General features: G+C 47.5%; 9 protein-coding genes and 2 pseudogenes. All 11 read right to left on the reverse strand.

The features are described 5' to 3' along the window. Window positions 1–172: 172 nt before the first annotated feature. Window positions 173–1,534, reverse strand: a complete 1,362-nt coding sequence (locus tag G358_RS0110460) for a copper amine oxidase N-terminal domain-containing protein (RefSeq protein ID WP_019637167.1) — start codon at window positions 1,532–1,534, stop codon at window positions 173–175. A 425-nt stretch (window positions 1,535–1,959) separates the two neighbouring features. Next, a complete protein-coding gene (locus tag G358_RS0110470; protein ID WP_019637169.1) occupies window positions 1,960–2,157 on the reverse strand; it encodes a hypothetical protein in 198 nt (65 codons plus the stop codon). Between the two features lie 3 nt (window positions 2,158–2,160). Next, the gene (locus tag G358_RS0110475; RefSeq protein WP_019637170.1) at window positions 2,161–3,549 is read right to left on the reverse strand and encodes an MATE family efflux transporter; all 1,389 of its coding nucleotides are present in this window, start codon (window positions 3,547–3,549) and stop codon (window positions 2,161–2,163) included. 118 nt (window positions 3,550–3,667) lie between these two features. Continuing rightward, the gene (locus tag G358_RS0110480) at window positions 3,668–5,755 is read right to left on the reverse strand and encodes a zinc ribbon domain-containing protein (protein ID WP_019637171.1); all 2,088 of its coding nucleotides are present in this window, start codon (window positions 5,753–5,755) and stop codon (window positions 3,668–3,670) included. A 755-nt stretch (window positions 5,756–6,510) separates the two neighbouring features. Beyond that, a complete protein-coding gene (locus G358_RS29885; protein ID WP_420836055.1) occupies window positions 6,511–7,674 on the reverse strand; it encodes an NAD(P)-dependent malic enzyme in 1,164 nt (387 codons plus the stop codon). 66 nt (window positions 7,675–7,740) lie between these two features. After that, on the reverse strand, window positions 7,741–7,926 hold the full coding sequence (locus G358_RS0110495) for a hypothetical protein (RefSeq protein WP_019637174.1): 186 nt from the start codon (window positions 7,924–7,926) through the stop codon (window positions 7,741–7,743). 176 nt (window positions 7,927–8,102) lie between these two features. Beyond that, window positions 8,103–9,506, reverse strand: a complete 1,404-nt coding sequence (locus G358_RS0110500) for an MATE family efflux transporter (RefSeq protein ID WP_157274331.1) — start codon at window positions 9,504–9,506, stop codon at window positions 8,103–8,105. 138 nt (window positions 9,507–9,644) lie between these two features. After that, a complete protein-coding gene (locus G358_RS0110505; protein ID WP_019637176.1) occupies window positions 9,645–11,600 on the reverse strand; it encodes an elongation factor G in 1,956 nt (651 codons plus the stop codon). Window positions 11,601–11,961: 361 nt separating this feature from the next. Beyond that, the gene (locus G358_RS29890) at window positions 11,962–17,382 is read right to left on the reverse strand and encodes an S-layer homology domain-containing protein (RefSeq protein WP_019637177.1); all 5,421 of its coding nucleotides are present in this window, start codon (window positions 17,380–17,382) and stop codon (window positions 11,962–11,964) included. 269 nt (window positions 17,383–17,651) lie between these two features. Further along, window positions 17,652–17,740 (reverse strand): annotated as a pseudogene (locus G358_RS34530) (IS200/IS605 family transposase); the annotation flags it as partial. A gap of 3 nt (window positions 17,741–17,743) precedes the next feature. Beyond that, window positions 17,744–18,045, reverse strand: a pseudogene (gene tnpA / locus G358_RS31270) (IS200/IS605 family transposase); the annotation flags it as partial. Between the last annotated feature and the right edge of the window lie 512 nt (window positions 18,046–18,557).

Raw genomic sequence — 18,557 nt, forward strand, 5'->3', positions numbered from 1 at the left:
CAAAGTGAAAATCCCACCCTTGCATTATGATGCAAGAGTGGGATTTTCAGCTCTTAGTGTTTCTTCCTGTCTATTTAGTTGCTTCCATTCAGCTACTATTTCATCAGTTGCATCCATTCGGCAACAGTCTATTCATTTACCATATTGGCAGTTAATTCCATTCATCTACTGTCTATTCATTTACTACCTCACCAGTTACAGTCTCAGCGGTTCCGGACACGGCCGCTTCGGCTTCGGAAGGCTCTGTATCGCCGGTTTCTGCGGCAGCCGTTGTGATATACACAGTTTGTGTGGCACTGTCCCACTTGACGCTGGCGCCGAGCGATTCGCTAATGAAGCGGATCGGCACCATCGTATGGGAGCCGACAAGCTGCCCGGGAACATCCAGATTCATCACCTGTCCATTCTTCTTCGCAGCTTTACTGCCCAGAGTCAGCTCAACCTTCGTCTCATCCTTCGTCGCCACAACGGATTGAGCCTGAGCGTTCCATTTCAGGCTAGCGCCTAGGCGCTCGAAAATGGCTCTCATCGGAACGAGCGTACTGCCATCTTTCATCAACGGCGGTTGTTCGAAAGTCATTAATTCTCCATCAACAATAACTCTGATCTTATCAAAGCTAATTTGCAGTTTATTTGGCGTAATGCCCTTGCCGAAGTGGCGTTCTCTGATCGACGAAATCTCCGCAAGACTGCTGGCCCGCTGCTGCAGCAATTTCTCTGCACTACTGTTGCGCAGCGCGATAATGGATGATTCCGTATTTGCTTTCAGCCTGTTCATCTCACCTACCGCCTGATCACGCGAAGCCTGAAGATCTCTCCTCGCATTGGCAAAAATCGTGGCCATTTGCTCCTTTGCCGCGGTCAGGCTCATGCCCCCCCGGTCATACTTCCACATCGTACTTGAGGAATACGATGGATTGCTCTCATTTTCCAGCTTCCACATCAGGCTGCTGCTATAATTCGGATTCATCGTATTGGCATATTTCCACATGATGCTTGATGAATAGGATGGATTAACATTGTTGCTGTATTTCCACATCAGGCTGCTGGAATAGTTAGGGTTAATTTCATTGTTGAATTTCCAGTGGATACTCGAGGAATAGCTCTTATCGCTTGCCTTGTTATATCTCCATAGCGGGCCGGAAGAGTAATGCGGGTTAATCGCCCGTTCGTATTGCTGCAATTTGCTCTGGTAGCTGGATTGCTTGCCATAAGCTGCTTGCAGCTGTTTATGATCCTCCTTCAACAGCTGCGTCAGATAGGCCAGATCATCATCCAGGAGCTTCTCCAGCGTACTTTGATCCTCTCTGGATTTTAGCAGGAATAGCTCAAAATCCCCCTGAATCTGTTTCAAATCGGCATCGTATTGACCTCTGGACTCATCGCGAACCGTCGTGTACTGCTTATTTATTTCTTGAATGAATGAATCGCCAGCCTTTGCGGCTTGCAGATTTGCCGCCGGCCATGCAAAAACACCAGTAAGCATAGCCAAAACAACGAAGAGTATGTAATATTTACTTTTAAAAATTTTCATTTCGCCTTCTCCTTCTTCTTAAGCTATTAATTTTATGTCTAAAGGTGTTTCGCCAATACCGTTGAAAAACCTCTAAATTTGTCGAAAATAAGCTCTTTATGACTATTTCCTTCATTGTCAACCAAACCAATGTCCAGGGAAATAATTCCCACACTTCTATGTTTGCAATTACAAAAGTCACACATATTCCAATGAGCTGCCATCCCACGGAAACATGTACAGAAGGAGTGCATAAAAAATACCCCCTGCCGAAGCCAGCAGGAGATATTTAACGAAGCTCCCCGTAAAAGCGGGGCCCTTAGCATTTTATTTATAATAAGAAGTTGTCAGCGGAATGATAAAGCCTCCGTCAACTTCCTTCTTCACATTAATTGCAATGTTCTTCACACCGGTAATGTCTACTTCGATCGTTTACATTCCGCTTTCTAGCGTAAGGCTTTGCCGTTTGCACCCTTCAGCTGAGCGATATTTCCATCGACTCTAACTTTGATGCTTCCATTCAGAAACGCCTTGATTTCTTGCAGCTGCGAGCTGGCCGCTGCCCCCAAGCTCATTCCGCCGAATAACAGCACAGCTCCTCCAAGGATTAGAACTAATTTTTTTTCATCAGATTCTCCTTCCACCTTTTAGGTCTCTGCGAACAATTTTTTTGCCCGCCAGCCTCCGAATCGGTAATAGGCATAGGAGATAACACTGCTAATCACGAAGCTTAAGCCAATGCCTGCCGCAATTCCCTTCTCGCCAAGCATGCCGGCAAACCAATAAGTCAGCGGATACCGCAAAATCCAGAAGGAGATGATATTCAGGACAAGCACCTGCAGCATCGCTCCCGAAGCTCGCACTACGCCGTTAAAAATAAAATTCAAGCCTAAAAACGGATAGAAAAAAGCGAGCAGCTGCACATAAGTGCTACCAAACGCCACAGCTCCCGGCTCAGAGATGAACATTTCAATCCCCGGCTTGGCCAAAATAAAAATGATCGACGAAATAGAAAGCATTATTGCCAAATTAAGCAAAAGAGCATACCTGGTAATTTGTCTTACGCGCTGCCATTGCTTCACGGCAATATTTTGCCCCGCCATACTTGTCACGGCTACGCCTAGCGCTTGAGCCGGAAGCATGATGAGGCTATCCAGACGCTGCGCCGCACCAAAGCCAGCCACCGTATCCTTCCCGAACGACGCCACTACGCTCATAATCGCTGCTGATCCCGCAGAAATAACCATCATTTGCAGGCCGGAGGGAATCCCTTGCGTTAATATAAGCGAGATTTCTGCTTTCTTGGGACGACTTGGCATAGAAAACGGAATGAATTTACGGCGTATGCTGAGTACAAGTCCATAGAAGAAAGCAGCCCCTTGGGCAACGACCGTTGCATAGGCTGCGCCTTGAATCCCCCATTGAAATACATAAATAAACAATGGATCAAGCACTGCGTTCAAGACAACGGCAATCATGACGAAGCGCAGCGGCGTTTTACTATTTCCGAGTGCCCGATACACAGTACTAATAAAGTTGTAACCGAACAAGAACAAGATGCCCATAAAGTTGATTTGCAAATAGCTTACGGCCATAGAAATCATCTCGTTAGGCGTTCGCAGCAGGAGCAAAATCTGCTCTGCAAATACATACCCAACCACGCCCAGCACAATAGCGATCATGCCTAGAATAACGGAAAATGCATTCACATAACTTTTTAAACCCTGCTCGTCTTGTTTGCCCTTGATCTGCGATAAAATGGTCAGTGCCGCATTATTAATCCCGATGATGAAGGATAGAATCGTAAATAATACCGTACTGGATATTGCCACGGCTCCCAGCGCATTCGTGCCGAGCAGATTGCCGACCCATAAACTGTCGATAAATTGATAAGATATTTGGAGTAAATTCGTGAGCAGCAGCGGTGCCGAAAACGTGAGCAACTGCCGCCAAATGTTCCCCTGCGTAAAATCGTGCTGCTTTATTTGGTTTTGTTGCTCTATATGATCCATGTCCTGTTTCTCGCGCTGTTTCATATGCTGTTCCCTCCCCACTCCATATCATAGCAGACAAGTCCGCCAATCATGTGCTGAGGCAAATAAAAATAAATAGAAGGGGATCTCTCCCCTCCTACTCATTGCCATATTAACTAAATTATAATCCCAGCCAATTGAAGCGTTCCGGATCAAATATTTCAGACACTTCATCCGCAATGAAGATGCTTTCTCCCTTATCCTCCGCTTTCATCAGCGTACCGAGTCTTCGTTGGTAATTATAGTCTGCTATATAATACAGGCCTGCCGATTTACTATAGTAAAAACTGCTTACTCCGCTGGCGATCTCCTTGGACTTGCCGTCTTTATATTGATGCAATGTACCCGCATTTTTATCGTCATCATAGTCTGTATAATAGAACAATGATTTGTCCTCGAAGTAGAACCTTGATTGCCACATCCCTACATTCTCAGCAATCTGTTTGCTCTTGCCATTTTCAATGACATACAGATCGCCGTTGTAAATATCAGTTCCTTTATAATAGAACAATTGAGAGGATTCCGGTAAATAATTCGCAAACAGAACATCCTCATCCTCAACAAGAACCTTTCGATTTTCCGGCTTCCCTTTCACGATATCATAGGTAACAATCTCATCTGCATCTGTGTTGCCCCCCATCTCCCTGCCATACAATACCTTCCCGTCTGATGAGAAGTTTAATACCATAAGTCTCTTTCCGTCCTCCCCAAAATTCAGGTCAACGACGTGTTTATTGGAAATGTAAGCAGGGGAAGTCCGGTCACGCTCCTCATACGCAGAGCGTACATCGTCTACGCGCTTGATTTCGGATAATAATACCTTATCCTTATCAAGTGATTTTTTATAATAGACTATCGTCCCGTCAGCTGCATCCACGTAGGTAGGGTAATCGTAATTTTCGACCAGCTTCTTACTTTTGCCGTTGCTGGAATAGTAAAGATGCAGCGATTCTTGCTGATACATTTCCTTACTCAATGCACGGCGTAACCGATCCCGTTCGGCTTTAGCTGAGTAACGATCCTTTGCTTCATTATATGAATCATAGTCCGTATGTTCCACATCCCTATAGTAGGTTTCGCCTGTCCACCAATTCACATGCTCGACATTTTCTTCGATCGTTGTATAGTCTTGAATGGACGGTTTCTGGATAGCTGCATCAGATTCAGCCAAATCGTCTTGAACCAAGTCCGATAATTGGACTTCCGTAATCACGGATTCCGTATAGAAAAATGAGTCGTCCTCAACGAAGGATACGATATTGCCGATCCCAGACGCTAATTCGACAGCCTTTTTGCCTGGCGATTGTTTATATAGATTCTGATTGTTAGTAAACTCGTTCGAAGTCGTCGTCGTGTAGTATAGATCGCCTTTCTCTTCATCGAGCTGAAGGACAGAATGAATGTTTGAAGCTGCTTGTTCCTTATCTTTCAATTTTTTAACGTGAACATAATATAAGTCTTCTTCTCTTTCTTCCTCATTTACTTTCGTATAATAAATGAGGTTCTTGTCATCCGAGTACCAGTAATCCGTTACCCGGTGATCAATGAGCTGCTCGCTGGTGAGATTATGTAAATAAAATTGGCCGCCGCTTTCCGCGTCGTAGTTCTTTATGTATAAAACCGTTTTGCCCGAACTGCTGATCGTAAATGTCTTGTTATTTACATGATCGATATTGGATGCTAATTTAACTCCTTGCTCCCTCCCCCAACTGGAGTTTTTTTTCTTCAAATCACGATAATATAAGCTGGCTTTTTCGTCTTCATCAAGATTTTTAACGAAAAATAGCTTATCCCGGTCTTCATTGAGTTGGACATTGAATATCAGAAAACTACTGTTTGTCCAACCCCACGACCAATTCCAATCCTCGCTGTCCATAATCTTTCTACTAAGCCAGATCGGCTCTTCATCTTTGGATGATTGCATGGACAACTCATTTTCACCTAGAAAAATAATCGGGCTCTTCTTAGCTTGAAACAATGGCACTAAGACTAAAATAACAACCAAGGCCAGCACGATCGTCCCTAACAGCCCGCCTGCCAACAGCTTATGCTGCTGTAAAAACTGCACAGGCTTTGAAGGTGATACTTTCTCCTCAGATTGATTCTCAGTAACTAGCTGCTGTAAAGAGCTTTCTGCTACCTCCTGCCCGCATTCTCCGCAGAATTTTGCATTTTTCGCTAATTCTGACTTGCAATTTGTGCAATACAAATGACATCCTCCTTTAATCTAGCCCATTGCACCTATACCAATAAGTACAATTGCACATAAATGGAATCATTGTATCCCAAAACTAACTATTATTCAACAATATTCTCCAAAAAAGTTAGGCGATTCCGTTGATTTTGTAGGAAGTTGTCGGCTGATGGACCTATTACTTTTTGGTAGGAGCGACAGCGGGAGCGACAGCGGGAGCGACAGCGGGAGCGACAGCGGGAGCGACAGCGGGAGCGACAGCGGGAGCGACAGCGGGAGCGACAGCGGGCAGCAACTGACAAGCCGCACTTGTGGCAGGTTACGGCAGACAGTACAAGTTGTTCTTGTGGCAGGTTCATAGGGCATGTATTAAGTAAATTCTCCTGCCATCTGTACATTAAATGGAATTCGTGTATTTAATTTTGAGCAAATCGGAGCTTTGAAACATTTAAATGGAATTCCTGCATCTAAACGAGACTATCCAACCTTCCTTAGCAAATAAGCTTCTTTTTAATACATGAAATCCATCTAAATGACTTTTTTCTCCAAACCACACATAATAACTACTATAAATACAGTTACTTTCGTAAGCCGTCGGACCTCGCGAATAGAAGCACATCAATAGACGGATTTCGCGAACAAATCGACCTTTCCTCTAGGAAAACACCTTACAGTTGGACTAACACCGTATAGATCAACTCCTTACAGTTGGACCAACACCGTATAGACCAACCCCTTACAGTTAGACTAACACACTATAGACCAACTCCTTACATTTGGACCAACGCCGCCCGGGCAACCGCCTCCGCCACTTCATGCACGACCCGCTCATCGAAAGGACCAGGAATAATATAATCGGCGGATAATTCACCTTCGGGTACAAGCCCTGCGATAGCTGCAGCTGCTGCAATCTTCATCTCATCGGTAATCGCCGCAGCACGAGCGTTAAGCGCTCCGCGGAAAATCCCCGGGAAAGCCAGCACATTGTTCACCTGATTGGGATAATCGGAGCGTCCCGTGCATACGATGCCGGCTCCGGCCCGCCATGCTGCTTCCGGCAAAATTTCCGGATCGGGATTAGACAGCGCAAAGATAATTGAATCTCGAGCCATGGAACGCACCATTGATTCAGATAAAACACCGGCCGCCGAAACGCCGATAAATACGTCCGCCCCCTGAATGATTTGCTCCAGGCTGCCCTCTACCTGCTCAGCATTCGTTAGCTCGGCGATTTCTTGCTTATATGTATTCATCCCTTCGGCTCTCCCCGAATAAATCGCTCCAGTACGATCTGCCAGTATGATCTGACGAAAGCCGAACTTTACAAGAAGCCTCGTAATAGACAGTCCGGCTGCGCCCGCTCCGTTGACTACAATCCGAGTATTCGGAACGCTTCGCCCCGTTAGTTTTACCCCGTTCATTAAAGCGGCCAGCGTCACAATCGCCGTACCGTGTTGATCATCGTGGAAGACGGGAATGCCCATTTCCCGTTTCAGCCTGTTCTCAATTTCAAAGCAAGCCGGCGCGGCAATATCCTCGAGATTAATTCCGCCGAAGGAAGGTTCCAGACGCTTGACCGTCTCCACGACTTCATCCGGCTCCGTACCGCGAATGCACAATGGAATAGCGTCAATCCCCGCAAACTGCTTGAACAGGATCGCCTTCCCCTCCATGACCGGAATCGCTGCGTCAGGACCAATGTGTCCGAGACCGAGTACAGCCGTCCCATTCGACACGATGGCGATCATATTTCCCTTGGCCGTATATTCATAAGCCGCCGCCGGATGTTTAGCGATCTCCATACACGGCTCAGCGACCCCGGGAGAATAAGCCAAGCTTAAATCATCGGCATTCTTAACAGATATCTTGGAGGTAATTTCGAATTTCCCCCGGTGTTCCCGGTGGAGGGCCAGCGCTGCCAGCCGCTTATCGATCATCTGTTGCTTCGCGTTCATGTCCCACTCTCCATCTGGATTCAATAATTACGCATTAAGCTCTTCTTAGACAACTTTGCCTCTTACCATTGTCATAACCGCATTGCCCGTCAATCTCATTCCACCAAATAGCGTATTGGGGATTCCAAGTCTGGCTGGCCGTTGGAATGCTTCGTAAATCAGCCAGGGATTCATCACTAATCGGCCATCATCGGTAATAGCAACAGCTCCCGCTTTGCTTAGACTTTCCAACTCGGTGAACTTGCATCCTCCAATCTTGCAGGTAATCGCCGCGAACATTTAATTTTTATAAAACACAAAAAAATAGAGGGTCAGAATGAGCTCTGACTCTCTATTTTCATCCATACATTACCAAACATATATATTACATTACCAATCATTATCTTACATTACAGCAACCTGCACCATTATATCAGCTTATGCGCGTACCATTTCTCTCCTTTAAATCTCCAGGCAAAGACCAATCCGCGAATTCCCCATTCCGCCACCATGGCCACCCATACACCCATAATGCCGAAACCGAGGGTAATTCCCAGCACATAACCCAGGATGACGCGGAACAGCCACATCGACAGCAAGGAAGAGACCGACGTAAAGTTGGAATCTCCCGCCGCGCGCAGGGCTGCTGGCAGAACGAAGCTGAATGACCACAGGAATGGCTGCGCGATAGCAATCAGCATAGTAAGTTTAAAGATGGTCGGAATGATCTCTGCCGGAGGGGAGAACATCCTTACAATGAACGGGAAGAAGGGTAATAAAATAATCGATGCTACTATAAAAATCACTGTAGAAAGCCCCAGAAACGATTTAATAAATTTCCGGGCATCTGGAATATTCCTTTGTCCAATACATTGCCCCACCACCGTCACGATGGAAATGCTCAGTGCACTGCCTCCGATTTGAAGCAATTGTGATATAGGTCCGCTGATGGCATTCGCCGTCATCGCCAGCGTCCCCAACTGAACGATGAAAGTTTGCGTCAGGAGCTTGCCGCCGTTGAAAAACATCTGTTCTGCGGCAAACGGAATGCCGATAAACATAATTTTCTTCTGAATCGAGAAGTCCAATTTTAGCGTATTTTTCAGCTTCACGCGCAAGGTTTGGTTATATTTCAACAAGTAAACCAGCGAGCTTACCATACCTAATATTCTAGCAAGCAGCATGGAAATAATGAGGCCGATCACGCCCAGATCGAGAAGCGTAATGAGCAGCACGTTCAGGATCAAGAAAGTGATGTTCATAATTAAAGATAAGTTCAAGCTGGCCTTCGTCTCCGCGACGCCTCTCAGTACGCCGTTTACGGCCTGAAATATCGCGATGAACGGATAGGTAATACAGCTGCCGATCAGATACAATCTTGCATTCTGGAACACATCGGCTTCCGCCTTGCCAAACAACAAATTCAGCGTAGGCGTATGAAAGATGATAACCAGAACACTAATAAGCACAGATAATATGGCCACAGCGGAAAGCGCCTGCGTCGCTGCTTTGGATACCATTTGCTGATTTCCGCTGCCTTTATACTGCGCGACGATGACCGTACCTCCAGTAGCTACGGCAACAAACACATTAATCAGAAATATGTTCAATGAATCAACCATACTCACCGCACTGACGGCAGCCACTCCAGACGAACTGATCATCGCCGTATTCAGCAAGCTCATCAAAACGATAAATCCCTGGTCGACAAAAATAGGAATAATGATCGCGATAATTTGCTTATAATCCATAGATGTTCCGGTAAAAAATCGATTCAACAAGCCTACTGCGTTCTGTTGTATTCTCGGCCTTATACTATTCACCCGTGTCATCACTTCTTTAGTCGGACTCTGCATCAGATGCATTATCGTATTTTTTTACCACTTTATATCATTATAGCACTGTTCAACTCTGAGAGAATTGAACGATCATCAACAAAGAGATGATTTCCAGCCCTTACTAGAACTGTATTACAAGCAGTGCATTTTGCTCTCCGCTTCGTCCCATGGGACTGTATAGCCCTGTCCCTTAGCGCAAAATATCGATGACGAAGAATATTCCGGGTCTGCATCCTTATTGTAGCCAATCCGCTCAATGACCTCCTGCTCATTATGACATCGGTCATAGCCGGCGGACGTTAAGGTCAGAGCGCCTTTTCCCTGTGTGAAGGAGGCCAGCTGGCTATTGTAGTCCATAAATGTAGCTACGGGCACCTTTCCTGTTAAAACCGCCTTGTTCCCTTCTGTCCGGGGGGCGTCATAGCTTCCGTGAGCCTGCTGGACATCCGAGATGACGCGGCCGAGCTGTTCGGGCTCCACTTTGATTTTGAATTGGTAATAAGGCTCCAGCAGCAGGTTCTGCGCCTTCTCCAGCCCTTGCCTTAACGCGCGGCAGGTGGCCTCTCTGAAATCCCCTCCCGACGTATGTTTATTGTGGGCTCTCCCGGTCAACAGGGTCACCGTTACATCCGTTAGTGGCGAGCCTGTCAGCAGACCATGATGATCTCGCTCAAACAGATGATGGCGGACTAAATTCTGATTCCCGGCGGACAAATGATCGGCATGGCATGCACTCCGGAAAATAAGGCCGCTATTCCGCTCCCCCGGCTGCATTTGAATATGCACCTCAGCGTAATGCTTTAACGGTTCAAAATGGCCATATCCGATTACGACTGTCTCTATCGTTTCCTTATACAATATTTTCGGCTGATCAAACGATATATTTAAATTAAACCGTTCCTTGACGAGCTGCTCCAAAACCTCCAGCTGAATCCGCCCCATGACATGAATATGAATCTCCTGTAAACTTTCCTCCCAAACTACATTTAAGGAAGGATCCTCCGCATTTAATATTTTAAAATATCGCAACGCTTCCTTCACATTCACCGCAGGCTCAAAAATAACTTTCGATTTCAGGGTAGGTACCATCTCGTAGACCGCTTGTTCCTTGAGTGTTCCTAAACCGTCCCCGACCGCGGCCATGCTTAAACCGCATACGGCAACAAGCTGGCCCGCCTCCGCCCGCTCCACCGCTTTAAACTCGCGGCCATTGTAAACGCGGATTTGCGTTATTTTTTCGGAAAGGGGGTTTTCGGCATCCCCATAATTTATCGAATCCCGTACCTTTAGCGTACCGCCTAATATTTTGATATAAGTCATTCTCGTCCCGTGCTCGTCATGACGAATCCGATAGACTCGGCCGGAAAACGGCTTCTCGCTGGAATATCCGGTCACCGTAAGCAGGTCCAGCTGCTGCAGGAAGCTCTCAATCCCCGCCCCTTGCAGCGCCGAGCCGCAGGCATAAGGATAGATCAGATTGTCCCGGATCAGGCGGCGTATTTTGTCCAGCCATAAATATTGATCATAGCCGTGCTCCATATAATACTCGAGGAGCTCTTCGTCGCGCTCGGCAACAAATTCGATCAGTTCCCCGCTCATGGCGCCATCCTCTGTGAGAGCATCCGTCAAATCGCAAACATCCGCGGTGAAAGCGCTTTGAATATCCCGCACCACACGCTGCACGTCCGCTCCAATCCGGTCCATTTTATTTATAAAAAAGAAGCAGGGAATGCGATGCTTGCGCAGAAGCTCCCATACAATCTCCGTTTGCCCTTCGATTCCCTCGACGGCGCTAATAATAATTACCGCATAATCCATTGCCTGAATTCCCCGCTCCATCTCCGGGGAGAAATCAATGTGGCCCGGCGTATCGATCAAATAATAACTGGAACCGCGGTAACTGAACATCCCCTGGTCTGTAAACACTGTAATGCCCCGCTGCCGTTCGATTTGATGGCTGTCCAGAAACGCGTCCTGATGATCAACGCGCCCTCGCTGTTTGATGCTTTTCGTATAGTAAAGCAGCTGCTCCGAGAAGGTCGTTTTCCCGGCGTCGACATGGGCTAATATTCCAATTGTTTTGTTCATTTGTCATCATCTCCAGCGATCTCAAACGTCTAACCTGATTAATAGTTAATAGTTAATAGTTAATGGGTTCAATAGCTCAATAGCTCAATAGCTCAATAATAGCTCTAATATCGAATCTGTTCTGGAGTTCCGGAATCTAATCTGGAATCTGTGCCAGAATCCGCTCCAAAATATTGCTTCAAATTCAAAGGGTACGATGAATCAAATTCCTAGCCCTTCCCCAATTCTCATATTGCAACTCATATATGTCAACATCCCGTTTTCAGGTAATCTAGTTGATTGGCTTCGTGGGCGAACCAACCCTAGGCCAAAAAAAATCGCCCCGGTAAAGAACCGGGAGCGATCGCTCTTTCATATCGATTTATTTATTCATTTCCATAGCTTGGAGCAGGCTTGTCACCATTTTGGCCGCTTCACCTCGCGTTGCGCTCCTGCCGGGGGCAAATGTATCATCCGCCATTCCTTTAATTATCCCGGCTTGTTGAGCTTTTTTCACTGCCTTTGCGGCATAAGGAGAGATTGTAGCTTCATCCTTAAAACGCATCGGCTCTGACTGCTTCTCTAAATTATAGCCCAGCATATCGGTTAGACGCATAAGGATGACTGCCATCTGCTCCCGGGTAATACTGGCATTCGGCGCAAATGTGGCCGCGTCGATCCCGGCAACGATTCCCTGCTCGCTAGCCCAGGCCACATACGGGGCATACCAGTCGTCAGCATGGATATCGGTAAATCTGCTGCCTGCATATGCTGGCACCTCCGGACCTACCGCTCCGGCCGCTCCTGCTGCTCCTGCCGCGCCGGCGATCATTTTTACAAATTCGCCGCGCGTGATCACTTTATCCGGCGCAAATTGATTTTCGCCTATGCCGCTGACCAAATCCTTGCCGGCAAGATAATAAATATATGCCTTAGCCCAGTGTCTGTTCGCATCCGTGAAATCAAGTATTTTCTGCGTCGTCAAAGTATACTCGTCCGCATCGGAGCGTGTAAACGGGATAAGCACCTGACCGTTCTCGTCTGCCAAAAGCTCATATTTAAGCACCGGAGAGTCCGACGCGGAATTCAAGGCGTAAAAGTATAATCTTTGGCCTGCATGCTCTGCGCCTGCGCTTAATTCCAGCGTCATTTTGCCGGGCAGCTGGCCGCGGTGGTTCAAGGCAAGTCCAAGCACAATCTTAACCGGGTTCACCTGGACCGGAAGGGCAATTTCTCCTGCCGGCGCACGCTTAACGAGGCGGACGCCCAAATCAAGCCGAGGCGCGACAGCCGGATTCGTAATATCTTCCGCACGGATGGTCCATTGATAGCCGCTGCCCACAAATGCCACGGTATTTCCTTTTGTCTTGCCAAGCTGTGCAAACAGATCTGAAGCTACCGTAGTATCGGCGGAAATATCGATCACTTGGTCCGCGCCTTCTTTAGTTGCATCGCCGGGAACAGCAGCTCCCCCTTTACCGCTGCCGTCTGTATTGCCTCTACCCGTAATGCTTTCACCAGATTCAGTGGAGGGGGACGGGGATGGCGATGGGAACGGCGAGCTCTCTCCCGTCATAACCATCACTTTGGCCACAGCCTGCAAACCGCCAAACTTAGCGGTAATCTCTTCTTCCCCGGCGGCGTTCCCCAGCAGCTTCCCGCTAGCCGTTTGGGTTACCCGCCCGTGCTTGAAGCTGAATACTACATCTTTCAAATCAAGTGCATAGACTGCTCCGTAAGCATCAGTGGCCTTGATCGTCGAAACAATCTCTTCTCCAACCTTGATGCTGGACTTTACGGCCAGCTCCAGTTTGACGGGCTTTACCTCCGCAGGCTGCACGGTTTCCACGGTAATGGAGCCGCTCTTGCCGCCGGAAGTTCCTGTGATAGTTGCCGTACCTGAAGCCTTCGCCGTTACGACTCCCTTGCGGTCCACGACGGCGACCGATTCATCGCTTGATTTCCAGGTGATATCCACCAAATCATGCGAATTCAGCTGCGTCACATATTGGCTCGGATACTCTCGGAAATCTCCGTATAAATCCATTTGAACCTGGGAGCCGATAACGGCCTTCATCTTATTGGAGATGATGGCGTCATTTCGGATATATACTTTCGTCAGCAAAGGTTGATAGGAATATTTCATCTCTCCCTGCTCCACCGTAATTGTGCCGCTTCCGAGCAAATCACCATGCCCGTGTCCTACATAGGCCTTGTTGGCCGCATTTCCGCCAATGATATACTTTACGCCATCAACTTCCCAGGATTGCAGCGTGTGAAGATGACCGAATAGAACATTGATGTTCACTTGACGGTTTTTGCTTTTATAGCTGCTTAAAATGGACTCGAGCCTTGCAGCATCCGCCGGATTCATTTCATGCGCCGTTCCGAAATCGTCCCTGGTGATGACATGGTTGAACACCAGTACATTAGGCTGGGTGTTCTTCGCAAGCACCTCCTCCAGATAATGGAACTGAGTCGAATCCGATGCGCTGATGCTTTGGCCAAAGGCCGAATTCAGCATAACGATCAGCGTATTGCCATAATCAAAATGCATGGTGGGAGAACCAAACGTCTGATAGTAAATGTCCAGCGTATTCTGAAAAGCTTCGTGGTTGCCGGCCAGGACAAATAACGGCTTGGACCCAAACAGCGCTGCATAACGAACGGCTTCATTATATTCCTGCTGCGAGCCGTTATCGACAATATCGCCTAAATGGATGACCAGCGAAGTATTTTCGGCGGCAGCTCGCTTAAATATACGCTCCGTAAACGCATTCCCCTGCGTATCCGGGATGACCGAAATGCTGAAGTTTTGACTGTCCTTCGGCTGGGCAATGGAGGCCACGGTCAATTGATCCGTATAAGTCTGCATCGCATTCCCGGCCTGATCTTGAGCATCAATGCTCAAGGTATAAGCTCCGTCGGGCAAATGGTTCTCTGGCACGGCATACCCCCAGCCTGTCCTACCATCATAGTAGACTGGCAGAGGCATATCATTCAGCTTTACTACAATACTATCGGGCTTTACTTGTGACTTCTCGTCCCGGATTTTAAATGTGATCCTTGGCGTCGGAATTTTGACGGTAATCTTCGAAGTAGGTGTTACGTCGAATATCGTCGGAGCGTCCGTATCCGGCGACAAGTCCACATGATAGGTTTTATCAATCCATGGAACCGATTGATTGGAGGCCAAATCATAGGCTTCCACAAAGACGGTATAGTCGCCCTCTGCCAGATCCTCCAACTTGAAGCTAAGGCGGCCCGTAGCAGCATCGTAAGTATAAGCCTGCGAGACGTTATTCACTTTTACGGTAATTCTGCTTTCATCCACCCCCGAAAGGGCATCGGTGATCACCGTCGAGAAATCAAGGGTGCTGCTGTGCACTTTATTTGATGCCGGGGTCGTTTGTGTAAATTCCGGACCGCTAAAATCGGCAGCTTCATCCGTGTACAAAAATTTAAGATCGTCAAAGTAGATCGTTCCGGCGTATGGAGCTTTCGATTTATTCGTTTCGACGGAATACAAATAATTGAGTCTGATTGGCAGCTGCCAGCCCTGAGGGATGTTCACCTCGAGATACTTCCAGCCTATCCAATTGATGTCGTCACTGTCGCTCGTAAGATCAATCGTTTTGTTGGCTCCTGTACCATCTTGAAAAATCGCTCTCAGCCACGGCGCCTTTCCGTCTCCGTATACCCATACTCCAAATTTTCGAGGATATACGTCCGTCTTGTAAGTCATGTCCATGCGCGCCGCAAGCTCGTCGGGCCATTTGCTGCCCGTATACCAATGCGGAATCCAGTTTAACGTTCCGTTCAGCGCCTTTGTCCATGGAGAGAAGTCATAATCCATTTTGAAGCTGTAACGGCCTGAATGTTTGATTTCGGAAGAAAGACTCAGCATCGTGCTCGTATCTGCATAATGATTGATGCCGCCATAACCATAACCACCGAGATGGTAGCCCTCGATCGGATAAGTTTCGAAATCATCAATGACCTGCTCTTTAAGTCCGACCGAAATGACAGCCGTTACCGTTGTTCCCCCGATCGTCGCCGCAAGGCTTCCCGTTCCGTGATCCGCTGTAATCGTGACGAGGCCGCCCTCGCTTACATTGCCGATCCCTCCGGTAAGGCTCCATGCAGCCAACGCAGGGTCTACGACAACCTGACTCCCCTTCGAATCGACGGCGCTAAACTCAAATTGCCTCGTTTCGTTCGGCTGCATGATCACGCTCGTGTTGGCTGTAAAATCAATGGACGCGAAGGAGTCGACGACCGTTACGGCGGCTTTGCCCTTAACGCCGTCAATCGTTGCCGTGACTTCTCCTGTTATCGCTTCCTTAGGGGCAGTGAATCGGCCATTTTCACCAATGCTGCCAATCGTACTGTCCCATTGCGCCTTCACTGTATCACTCTGAATGGCATTGCCGAACTCATCCGTAACCCTGAAGGAGAAGTTATAGCTTGAGCCCGCAAATAGCGTAACATATCTATCGACAACAACATTGCCGACGACTCCGGTTTTGGCCGCCGAACTGACGAACAATAGCGCATTCGTCACGGCCCGGGAGCTGCCGTCGCTCGGATGGTTAACGGTTGCCAGCTGATGGCTGCCGGCTTTACGGACAATCATCTCCGTCGAGCCGCCGCCGTCCAGATTAAGGGCATTTACACTGCCGGCATCCCTCATATATTTGGCCAGCTCTGGGAGCGACATCCCGTCGCTATCGCTAAAATTAGCGTTTGGCTTGTCCACAGTAACAGCGATAAGGCTTCCATCTTCTTTTATACCTAATGCTGTGCGTGCATTAGGTCCGGTTGTAAAGGTGGTTTTATCCGGCATTTCACTCGCTTCCAGCGCCCGCCCGTCCCGGACAAGCCACGTGTTAAAGGCTACCGACACAGCGATATTATTATTTTGATTTATGCCTGCGTACAGATCGTAACGAAAGCTCACTTGTTCACCTATCACTAACGACTCGACGTCTGCCTTCCTCGCTCCGTACCCTGCCAGCACTACGCAGCCAGCGGGAATATCAAAACCGTCGTTCGTGTAAATCTGCTCAATATAGCCGTTATACTCCTGTCCTGGGTATACTCCGTTAAAATCGTCGACACGGATCAGTGCAAATGCGGAATTACCCTTGCTCCCCGCGTAGTAATGGGTCATCTTGTGATTTTTCGTAATCTCGCTTGTATTGATAACCAGTGCGTCGGACACGCCCTGGTTTCGGTTAAACAGGTTCACTTCATACACGCTTTCGCTAACCGATATTCTCCCTTCGGCATGAATCGAATCGATCCCGGGGACATTGTTGTGATCCACATAAAAGCTGGTGCGGTAAGAATTGTTCTTTTCATCCGGATTTTGGCTTGTTATCAGCTCGCCGTCCTTCACCATCAGACCGACCGGCAGCCCCGTGCTCATATCGAACATGTCGGCATTTATCCCCGCAACTACTTGATTGCCTTTTAATATTTCCCGTTTGGCCTGGTCCCCGACGGTTTCGATCGCATTGACGGTTTCCAGTGCTTTGCTGGAAATGACTTTCGTATAGCTATCCGTCAAATTGACGTCTAATCTATTTACTCTTACTCTATTACGGGAGCCATAGTAGTTTGTTATATCCTCCTCGGTATAGCTTACCCCGCCGCCAATTTTCTCATAGCTAAGAACATGGGTGTTCTGGGCCGCTGAAGGCTCGGAACCAGCCGCAAAAGCGCCTGTTGTCAAATTTGCCAGGACGGAAAGCATCAGCAGCATTAGCAGCAGCTTTTTGATTTGATTGTAGCTACGCATGGTTTTCACTCTCTCCCTCTCTCTTAAGTTACGAACCAACTATAGCAGCGTAAAATCAAATCTATATTCTATTTGAGTCAAATTTTGGGAAGGGGTTAGTTTACAATTCATATGACAGGAGGATGTAAATCATGACCACCCGTCCAACGGGTCGTTTGCTCTTGGGGTATAACCCCCTGTTGCCAAACTGCGCCTAAAGACGCTAGCCTGACCACAAAACTGTTCAGGCTCGGTATTATTGGTCACTTTCACTTACCAGTTAAGCTGGTTTATTTCTTTTTGCTCTTGTTGCTGCTGAACGGATCTTCATACTTTTTTACACTCAGCTTATCTATGGCTTGATCATGTGCTTCGATTCCCATATTTGCGCATGCTTCTCAAAGATCATTAACGAACTTTTCCCCTTCAGATATCCCATAAAGGATGACACAGATATCTTTGGTGGAGTCGCTACCAGCATGTGTACATGATCCGGCATCATGTGACCTTCTAAGATCTCTACTCCCTTGTACTTACATAAACGTTTGAAAATTTCGATTAAATCCTTCCTCACTTGATTATAGATCTCTTTCCGTCTACACTTTGGGGTGAATACAATGTGGTATTTGTATCGGTATTTGCAATCCACTTTGTGTGAGCTAAACTTTAGCTCTTGTTTGCCATCCAAGACCATTCCTTTCCCAGGGCGGCTTAGAGATCGAAAATGTGACTCAGAACGTGAACGAAATTTTATAACGAAGTTTAGGATCGCTATTTGTGTAAAAATAACCCTTCTCAAAATGTAACGTAGCTGGGCAACGTTATTTCAGTCTTTACTGCTCCAAACAGAGGATACACGGCAAATAGAGTGTCTGAGATTCGTTAGATTTAAAAACTTCGCAAATAGGTGCAAATAGCGTGGATGAGATTCGTTGCTATGAACGTTTTTGTCAAACCCTCTATTTTTTCTGCCTGAGCACGTGGCGCGAGAGCAAAAATGCGGGCGACGGTCGGCACGCTGCTATCCGTGGGTTGGGTACCACATGTTATGCCTTCGTCAAGGAGAGCTTTTGCAAGCTAGAAACGCACGTTCAGTTCTTGGCAAACCTAGTGCAAACGAATCACGTATATTCTCTCCCGAACCTTCGTTTGCTCCCGGGCCTCGTGCTCCGGCGTGAGCTTGTCAAGTGCCTTTC

Source organism: Paenibacillus fonticola DSM 21315 (assembly GCF_000381905.1).
Classification (GTDB): Bacteria; Bacillota; Bacilli; order Paenibacillales; family Paenibacillaceae; genus Fontibacillus; species Fontibacillus fonticola.

Excerpts from the sequence above, each read along its gene's own strand:
- G358_RS0110460 (WP_019637167.1), bottom strand. The coding sequence starts at position 1,534 with ATGAAAATTTTTAAAAGTAAATATTACATACTCTTCGTTGTTTTGGCT.
- G358_RS0110475 (WP_019637170.1), bottom strand. The coding sequence starts at position 3,549 with ATGAAACAGCGCGAGAAACAGGACATGGATCATATAGAGCAACAAAAC.
- G358_RS0110500 (WP_157274331.1), bottom strand. The coding sequence starts at position 9,506 with ATGACACGGGTGAATAGTATAAGGCCGAGAATACAACAGAACGCAGTA.
- G358_RS0110505 (WP_019637176.1), bottom strand. The coding sequence starts at position 11,600 with ATGAACAAAACAATTGGAATATTAGCCCATGTCGACGCCGGGAAAACG.
- G358_RS29890 (WP_019637177.1), bottom strand. The coding sequence starts at position 17,382 with ATGCGTAGCTACAATCAAATCAAAAAGCTGCTGCTAATGCTGCTGATG.